Here is a 7,225-nt window from a genome sequence, read left to right on the forward strand (position 1 = left end):
TTTAACCTTATTGAGAAGTCTACGGGCCCGTGCGGACACAAATTCATCCTGTCTGCGTCTTTCAATCGCTTGCCGCAACGCTTGCGCGACGGGACGCTTGCAGATAAGATAGGAACACGGATGGCACCCGTGGCAGCGGGTCTTGCCAACTCCGATACACGTTTTCATCGTGAGAAGTGGCCGTCTTCGCTTACGCGGGGGCGGCTATTTCATTCGGCCGATAAACAGGCCGAGTTCGATAGCCGCGATCAACAACGCCAATAACGAAATAACATCGCTTACGTTCATACCAAATCCCTTCTAAAGGGAGTTGGCCCATCCGTGCTCCATAGCAGTAGTCTAACGCAAAATGTGGGTAATAGGAACACTTGTTCGTATTACCCGCGATCTTTTCTAATGCACAAACATACGCACGAACTTGTGCTTCCAGCTTGCGTAGGGCGCATACCGAAACGGCACGTCCAGCCAGGTTACCTTGTTCACGATGCTCTTCTTGTGGCTAAACGTATCGAAGCTCTCGCGGCCATGGTACTGGCCCATACCGCTCGCACCCATGCCGCCAAAGCCCATATGGCTCGTAGCCAGATGCATGATCGTGTCGTTGACGCAGCCGCCGCCAAAGGGCACGTAACGCACAAAGCGTTGCTGAGCCGCACGGTCCTGGCTAAAGATATACAGAGCTAGCGGCGTCGGACGATCCGCAATAAACGTCTCTGCCTCGTCTAGGCTCTCAAACGTCAGCACCGGCAAGATGGGGCCGAAAATCTCCTCCTGCATCACGGCGTCATCGGGGGCCACGCCGTCTAGGATCGTCGGCTCAATTTTGAGCGACGACTCGCGCGCGGTACCTCCCAGCACAACCTTATCGGGATCGATCAGCCCGCGCGCACGCGCAAAATGCTTGGCGTTGACGATGTGACCGTAATCCTCGTTGTCGAGCGGGTGCTCGCCAAACATACGACGGGCTTCCTCCTTGATGAGTCCCAGCAGCTCGTCGTGCACGCGCGTATCGACCAGCAGGTAGTCGGGCGCCACGCAGGTCTGCCCTACGTTGAGCCATTTACCAAAGGCGATACGCCGTGCCGCGACCTTCAAGTTTGCCGTCGCATCCACGATGCAGGGACTCTTGCCGCCCAGCTCAAGCGTCACGGGCGTGAGGTTTTTGCTCGCGCGCTCCATGACGAGCTTGCCGACCGGAACGCTACCGGTAAAGAAGATCTTGTCCCAGCACTCATCGAGCAGCGCTTCGTTTTCGGCGCGGCCGCCCTCGACAACCGTCACCAGACGCGGATCAAATGCCTCTTCACAGATTTGCCTGAGCACCGCGCTCGATGCCGGAGCATATGCGCTCGGCTTGATGACCACGGTATTGCCCGCGGCAAGGGCGCCGGCAAGCGGTTCGAGCGTTAGCAAAAACGGGTAGTTCCAGGGCGCCATAATGAGCGTGACGCCATAGGGCACGGCTTGCGTTTTGCACACACTCACGGCGTTGGCGAGGTCACACGGACGCAGGCGCGGACGACTCCATCGAGCCACATGCGCAATCTGATGACGAATCTCGGAAAGCGATGTGCCGATCTCACACATATAGGCCTCGTCATGCGACTTTCCCAAATCGGTCTTGAGCGCATGGGCGATATCGGTCTCGTGTGCCCGCACCGCCTCGCGCAGGCGCACGAGGGTGCGACGTCGAGCATCGACATCAAACGTGGCGTGCGTCTTAAAGTAGGCGCGCTGATCGCCGACGATGCACGCAATTTCCTCGGTGTTCATGGGCCCTCCTAATTCTCGCCCTCAAACATACCACCCGCGACGACCTCGTACATACGCTCGAGCTCCAAACGGTCCATTAGAAGCGGAACGGGGTATAGCGGATTGGCCTCGGCATCGGCATGGGCCGCCATTTGCGGAATATCGGAGCGGCGAATACCCGTCACATATTTGGGAATGCCCAAGGCGGCATTCATGCGGTCGACCCAATCGATAAAGGCCTCGGCCGCAAGACCGTCCTGCGCGTTAGCCGGCGCGATACCGGCCATGCGAGCAAGATCGGCAAGCTTGGGGGCGGCGGCGTCACCATAAGCGCGAAGCATGTGCGGCAGGATGATCGCGTTGGCCAAACCGTGCGGAATTCCGTATCGGCCGCCCAGACTGTGCGCGATGGCATGCACATATCCGACATAGGAGCGGGTAAATGCAATACCCGCCTTATACGCCGCCGAAAGCATATTGCGACGCGCACGCATGTCGTCGCCATGCTCATAGACCTCGAGCAAATTGTCGTGGATAAGCTGCACCGCCTGACGCGCCATCTTGCGCGTATAGGGCGTGGTGCTGCGGCCGATAAAGGCCTCGACGGCATGCGTCAGGGCATCCATGCCCGTCTGCCCCGTAATGGAGGCGGGCAGGCCGCGCGTAAACTCGGGGTCGTGCACCGCAAAGCGCGGGATAAGCACAAAGTCGTTAATGGGGTACTTGTAGTGCGTCTCGTCATCGGTAATTACTGCCGCAAGCGTGACCTCGCTTCCCGTACCTGCCGTGGTGGGAACGGCGATGAGCAGCGGCAGGCGACGATGAATCCGCAGCAGCCCGCGCATCTTGTTGATGGGCTTATTTGGCTGTGCGATGCGTGCGCCTACGCCCTTGGCGCAGTCCATGGCCGAACCGCCGCCAAAGCCGATAATGGCCTGGCAGGCGCTCTCGCGATACAGGGATGCCGCTTCCTCCACGTTTGAGACCGTGGGGTTCGCACGCGTTTCGGCATAGACCGTAACGCCAATCCCCTGAGCCGTAAGCGCACGCTCGAGTGATGCCGTGAGTCCCAAACGAGCAATACCAGGGTCTGTCACGATAAGGACCTTCTGGATCGAGCGCTTTTGAAGCACCGCGGGCACATCCTCGGCATGCTCCAAAATGCGCGGCTCGGTATAGGGCAGGATCGGCAATGCGATGCGAAAAACCGTCTGATATGTTCGGCACCAGGCACGACGGGCTAGATGCATAAAGGAGACTCCTTTATTTGTTGATAGGTCAACATTTGCTCGACCGATTGTACTCATCGGCGTCCGCATATGGCTTGCAAATCGTTAATCAATCAACATCTTCACATGCCGAAAATTGTTTTATTAAAAATCATTCCTAATAGGCTTCACATTCGGTCTCATTTATGGATAATAGAACTCGTCAAGACGCACGTCCGGAGAGGGCCCTTACGGGACCGGACGAGCGCACCATCGCCATCGATCGAAAGGATCGAATCATGAAGTTTGTTTGCCCCGTTTGCGGTTATGTGGAAGAGTTCGACGGCGACCAGCTGCCCGAGGATTTCAAGTGCCCCCAGTGCGGCGTTCCCGGCTCTCGCTTCCTGAAGCAGGAGGAGGGCCAGCTCGAGTGGGCTGCCGAGCACGTCGTGGGCGTCGCCAAGATGGAGGGCGTCTCCGAGGACATCGTTGCCGACCTGCGCGCCAACTTTGAGGGCGAGTGCTCCGAGGTCGGTATGTACCTGGCCATGGCTCGCGTTGCTCATCGCGAGGGTTATCCCGAGATCGGCCTGTACTGGGAGAAGGCCGCCCACGAGGAGGCCGAGCACGCCGCCAAGTTCGCCGAGCTCCTGGGCGAGGTCGTGACCGACTCCACCAAGAAGAACCTCGAGATGCGCGTTGAGGCCGAGAACGGCGCCACCGCCGGCAAGACCGATCTTGCCAAGCGCGCCAAGGCCGCTGGCCTCGATGCCATCCACGACACCGTGCACGAGATGGCTCGCGACGAGGCTCGCCACGGCAAGGCTTTCGCCGGTCTGCTCAAGCGCTACTTTGGCTAAGCCAACCGCCTGAGACATAACCTCTAGCTTCATAAGGCCCGAACCGCATGGTTCGGGCCTTTTTCGTGGGCTTATTGCAGCTGTTCTTGAAGAACGATGAGCGAATGAGGGCTCAGGTCGTCGTATTGAATGAGAACGCGAGACGGCGCATTCTTAGTCAACGCCCGATCGGACGCCCATAGGCAATCGTCGATATCGATATAGGAAATACGGGAGTCAGCGAGAGCCTTCGCAAAGCTCTCCCCCGCATTATCCTTGGTCAGGACGACGGTGCAGTAAAGACCCGCGTCTGCGTACTCGATCGAGACCTCCCCCGCCGGAAATGCCTTCCGTACAAGCGCCGCCAGGCCATCGCGCGCCTCGCGAGCGCGCACGCGCACGCGATTCACATGTCGCTCGTAATCACCCGATTCCAGCAAGCGAGCCAAAGCGACCTGGTCAACAGAACTCACCGACGATGCGTAAAAACCAAGGTTGCGCCTAAACCGTTCCATCAGCTCATCAGGCAGGACCATATACGCCAAACGCAGGGCCGACGACAGACTTTTTGAAAAGGTGTTGGTGTAGATGACCGATTGGGCGGCATCGATCGACGCGAGCGCGGGAATCGGCTTGCCGGCAAGGCGAAACTCACAATCAAAGTCATCTTCGATGAGATACCGGTCCGGCTGCTCGGCGGCCCAGCTCAGCAGGGCATAGCGATGCGCAATGCTCGTCACAAGGCCGGTCGGATATTGGTGAGACGGCATCAGGTGAAGGACATCCGCCCCGGTTTTCTGCAGAGCACTCAAGTCCACGCCTTCACCGTCCAACGGGATATGACGCACTTCGCAACCCATAGCCTGATAGATGCGCGTCAGGAGCAGATAGCCCGGATCCTCAACGGCATACACCTTGTCGGCTCCAAGCAACTGAACCAACATGGTATCGAGCAACTGGGCGCCCGCACCGATAACGATGTTGTCGGGGTCGACATTCATGCCCCTTGTCCCACGCAAATGGTGAGCGATAGCGCGTCGTAGCCGAGCGGTGCCCTGTGCCGGCGCGGTCGAAAAGATTTCACGTTCGTCTTCGGACGTCAGTGTCGCCCGTAGCGCGCTTTGCCAAAGCCGCGCCGCCTCCAAGGCGGAAGGAGAAAGCGCATCGAATCGCTCGACCTGTCCGTTGACATCATGCGCGCTGGGGCCCACGGAGGCGTCATCTCGGTCGATGCCCTCCGCAGCCGAAGCCAAAACCGGTGCATCGGGAAGCTCGCACGCGTAGTAACCACGGCGCGGCTTTGAGCAAATATAACCCTCGGCAAGCAACTGGCTATATGCATTTTCGATTGTAATGACACTAATTCCCAGATGACTGGCAAAGGCGCGCTTAGACGGAAGATGCTCCCCCGCCGCAATACGTCCAGCTACAATATCATCTCGAATTTGCTGGTAAACATACTCATAGAGCGATGCTTCGCCGCGGTTTTCCAAATTATAGTCAAGCATGAGTTTGTCACCTGACCTTATCGAGTCATTCAATCTGGCATTAGTCTGACCTTGCTATTATCTCGAAAACTGAGTATTTCGCCATACCCAGCTCCCCGATAGGATGTTCCGTCAAGCAATACACATGCCAACCAAGGGAGCAACCATGGCAGAACAGACCAGCAAGGCCGATCGCGTTAAACTCAACCGCGAGCTCGCGCAGATGCTCAAGGGCGGCGTCATCATGGACGTCACCACGCCCGAGCAGGCACGCATCGCCGAAGAGGCGGGCGCCTGCGCCGTCATGGCACTCGAGCGCATCCCGGCCGACATCCGTGCCGCAGGCGGCGTCTCGCGCATGAGTGACCCCAAGATGATCAAGGGCATTCAAGAGGCCGTCTCCATCCCCGTCATGGCCAAGTGCCGCATCGGTCACATTGTCGAGGCGCAGGTCCTGCAGGCCATCGAGATCGATTACATCGATGAGTCCGAGGTCCTCTCCCCTGCCGACGATGTCTACCATATCGACAAGACCCAGTTTGACGTGCCGTTTGTCTGCGGCGCCCGCGACCTGGGCGAGGCGTTACGCCGTGTTGCCGAGGGCGCCACGATGATTCGCACCAAGGGCGAGCCGGGCACGGGCGACGTCGTCCAGGCTGTGCGTCACATGCGCAAAATCCAAAAGCAGATCCGCGACATTGTTGCATTACGCGATGATGAGCTCTTTGAGGCAGCCAAGCAACTGCAGGTTCCGGTCGAGCTGGTCCGCGAGGTCCATGCCACAGGCAAGCTTCCCGTCGTGAACTTTGCTGCTGGCGGCGTAGCGACCCCCGCCGATGCCGCGCTGATGATGCAGCTGGGCGCCGAGGGCGTCTTTGTGGGCTCGGGCATCTTTAAGAGCGGCGACCCCGCCAAGCGCGCTGCCGCCATCGTTAAGGCCGTGGCCAACTTCACCGACGCCAAGCTCATCGCCGAGCTTTCGGAGGACCTGGGCGAGGCTATGGTGGACATCAACGCCGACGAGATCGAGATTATCATGGAGGAGCGCGGGTGCTAGTCCGGCAGAAAGGATCGCACATGAGCGATTATGCGGACCAAACGGTCGCCGTGCTGGCGGTCCAAGGTGCTTTTGCCGAGCACGAGGCAAGACTATCCGAGCTTGGCGCACGCTGTATTGAGCTGAGGCAGGCGGCCGATTTGCGGCAGAACTTTGATCGCCTGGTCCTCCCTGGCGGCGAATCCACCGTTCAGGGCAAGCTGCTTGATGAGTTGGGCATGCTCGAGGAGCTTCGTGCCCGCATCGCTGAAGGCATGCCCGTCCTGGGCACCTGTGCCGGTCTGATTCTGTTGGCGCGCGATCTTGCCGCCCATGACGATAAGGGCACGCCGCGTTTGGCAACCATGGATGTACTTGTCGAGCGCAATGCCTACGGCAGGCAGCTCGGCAGCTTTCGAACCAAGGGACAGGTAGCCGGCATCGACGGTGAGGTGCCGCTGACGTTTATCCGTGCGCCCCGCATCGTCGAGGTCCACGGCGACGCCAAGGCCCTGGCAGAGGTCGATGGCCGCATCGTCGCCGCCCGCCAGGGCAACCAGCTCGGCGTAACCTTCCACCCCGAGCTCGACGACGACGCCTGCCTCCACGAGCTCTTCCTCCAAATGTAGGCAGAGTAGAAACGAGCGTGAATTTTCGGACACAGAACAAATGAGAGTGGATAATCTCCCACTTTGAGCTTGAGTGCAGGCTCAAACCGGGAGATTGTCCACTCTCATGCTATGTAGTCGTTTAAGAACGTCCCCAATGACTACTTTTTGACAGACCTGGATTAAGGCAACGCCGATGTCTTGGTACCGACAGACACTATGACCCAATCCGAGGGCACTAAATAGACAGGAGCCCCCGCTCGTGACCGCGGGTCGGGGCTGCGACAATGATGTT

6 protein-coding genes are annotated in these 7,225 nt (G+C 58.9%); 3 read left to right on the forward strand and 3 right to left on the reverse strand.

The genetic code is table 11. The annotated features are described in order from the left end of the window. Window positions 1–393 precede the first annotated feature (393 nt). Window positions 394–1,773: an aldehyde dehydrogenase gene (locus DW180_RS07950; RefSeq protein ID WP_118238334.1), complete on the reverse strand. Its 1,380-nt coding sequence runs from the start codon at window positions 1,771–1,773 to the stop codon at window positions 394–396. 8 nt (window positions 1,774–1,781) lie between these two features. Then, window positions 1,782–3,002: an iron-containing alcohol dehydrogenase gene (locus DW180_RS07955; protein WP_118238335.1), complete on the reverse strand. Its 1,221-nt coding sequence runs from the start codon at window positions 3,000–3,002 to the stop codon at window positions 1,782–1,784. 254 nt (window positions 3,003–3,256) lie between these two features. Here DW180_RS07955 and DW180_RS07960 point away from each other — a divergent pair, with 254 nt between their 5' ends. Beyond that, entirely contained in the window at window positions 3,257–3,820 is a 564-nt protein-coding gene (locus tag DW180_RS07960; RefSeq protein ID WP_070097113.1) for a ferritin family protein, read from the forward strand. Between the two features lie 71 nt (window positions 3,821–3,891). Here the strand turns inward: DW180_RS07960 and DW180_RS07965 are convergent, their stop codons facing one another. Beyond that, window positions 3,892–5,307 (reverse strand): PLP-dependent aminotransferase family protein, encoded by a 1,416-nt coding sequence (locus DW180_RS07965; RefSeq protein ID WP_118238336.1) that lies wholly within the window; start codon window positions 5,305–5,307, stop codon window positions 3,892–3,894. A gap of 145 nt (window positions 5,308–5,452) precedes the next feature. Here DW180_RS07965 and pdxS point away from each other — a divergent pair, with 145 nt between their 5' ends. Next, complete coding sequence (gene pdxS / locus DW180_RS07970; RefSeq protein WP_118238337.1) at window positions 5,453–6,343, forward strand: pyridoxal 5'-phosphate synthase lyase subunit PdxS; 891 nt, start codon at window positions 5,453–5,455, stop codon at window positions 6,341–6,343. A 20-nt stretch (window positions 6,344–6,363) separates the two neighbouring features. Continuing rightward, on the forward strand, window positions 6,364–6,951 hold the full coding sequence (gene pdxT / locus DW180_RS07975; RefSeq protein ID WP_118238338.1) for a pyridoxal 5'-phosphate synthase glutaminase subunit PdxT: 588 nt from the start codon (window positions 6,364–6,366) through the stop codon (window positions 6,949–6,951). The last annotated feature ends 274 nt before the right edge of the window (window positions 6,952–7,225 follow it).

The sequence above is a fragment of the Collinsella sp. AM16-21 genome (genome assembly GCF_003471905.1).
In the GTDB taxonomy this organism is placed as follows: domain Bacteria; phylum Actinomycetota; class Coriobacteriia; order Coriobacteriales; family Coriobacteriaceae; genus Collinsella.

What these genes read in the sequence shown, in the direction of transcription:
- DW180_RS07950 (WP_118238334.1), bottom strand. Translation starts at nt 1,773, where the DNA reads ATGAACACCGAGGAAATTGCGTGCATCGTCGGCGATCAGCGCGCCTAC.
- DW180_RS07955 (WP_118238335.1), bottom strand. Translation starts at nt 3,002, where the DNA reads ATGCATCTAGCCCGTCGTGCCTGGTGCCGAACATATCAGACGGTTTTT.
- DW180_RS07965 (WP_118238336.1), bottom strand. Translation starts at nt 5,307, where the DNA reads ATGCTTGACTATAATTTGGAAAACCGCGGCGAAGCATCGCTCTATGAG.
- pdxS (WP_118238337.1), top strand. Translation starts at nt 5,453, where the DNA reads ATGGCAGAACAGACCAGCAAGGCCGATCGCGTTAAACTCAACCGCGAG.
- pdxT (WP_118238338.1), top strand. Translation starts at nt 6,364, where the DNA reads ATGAGCGATTATGCGGACCAAACGGTCGCCGTGCTGGCGGTCCAAGGT.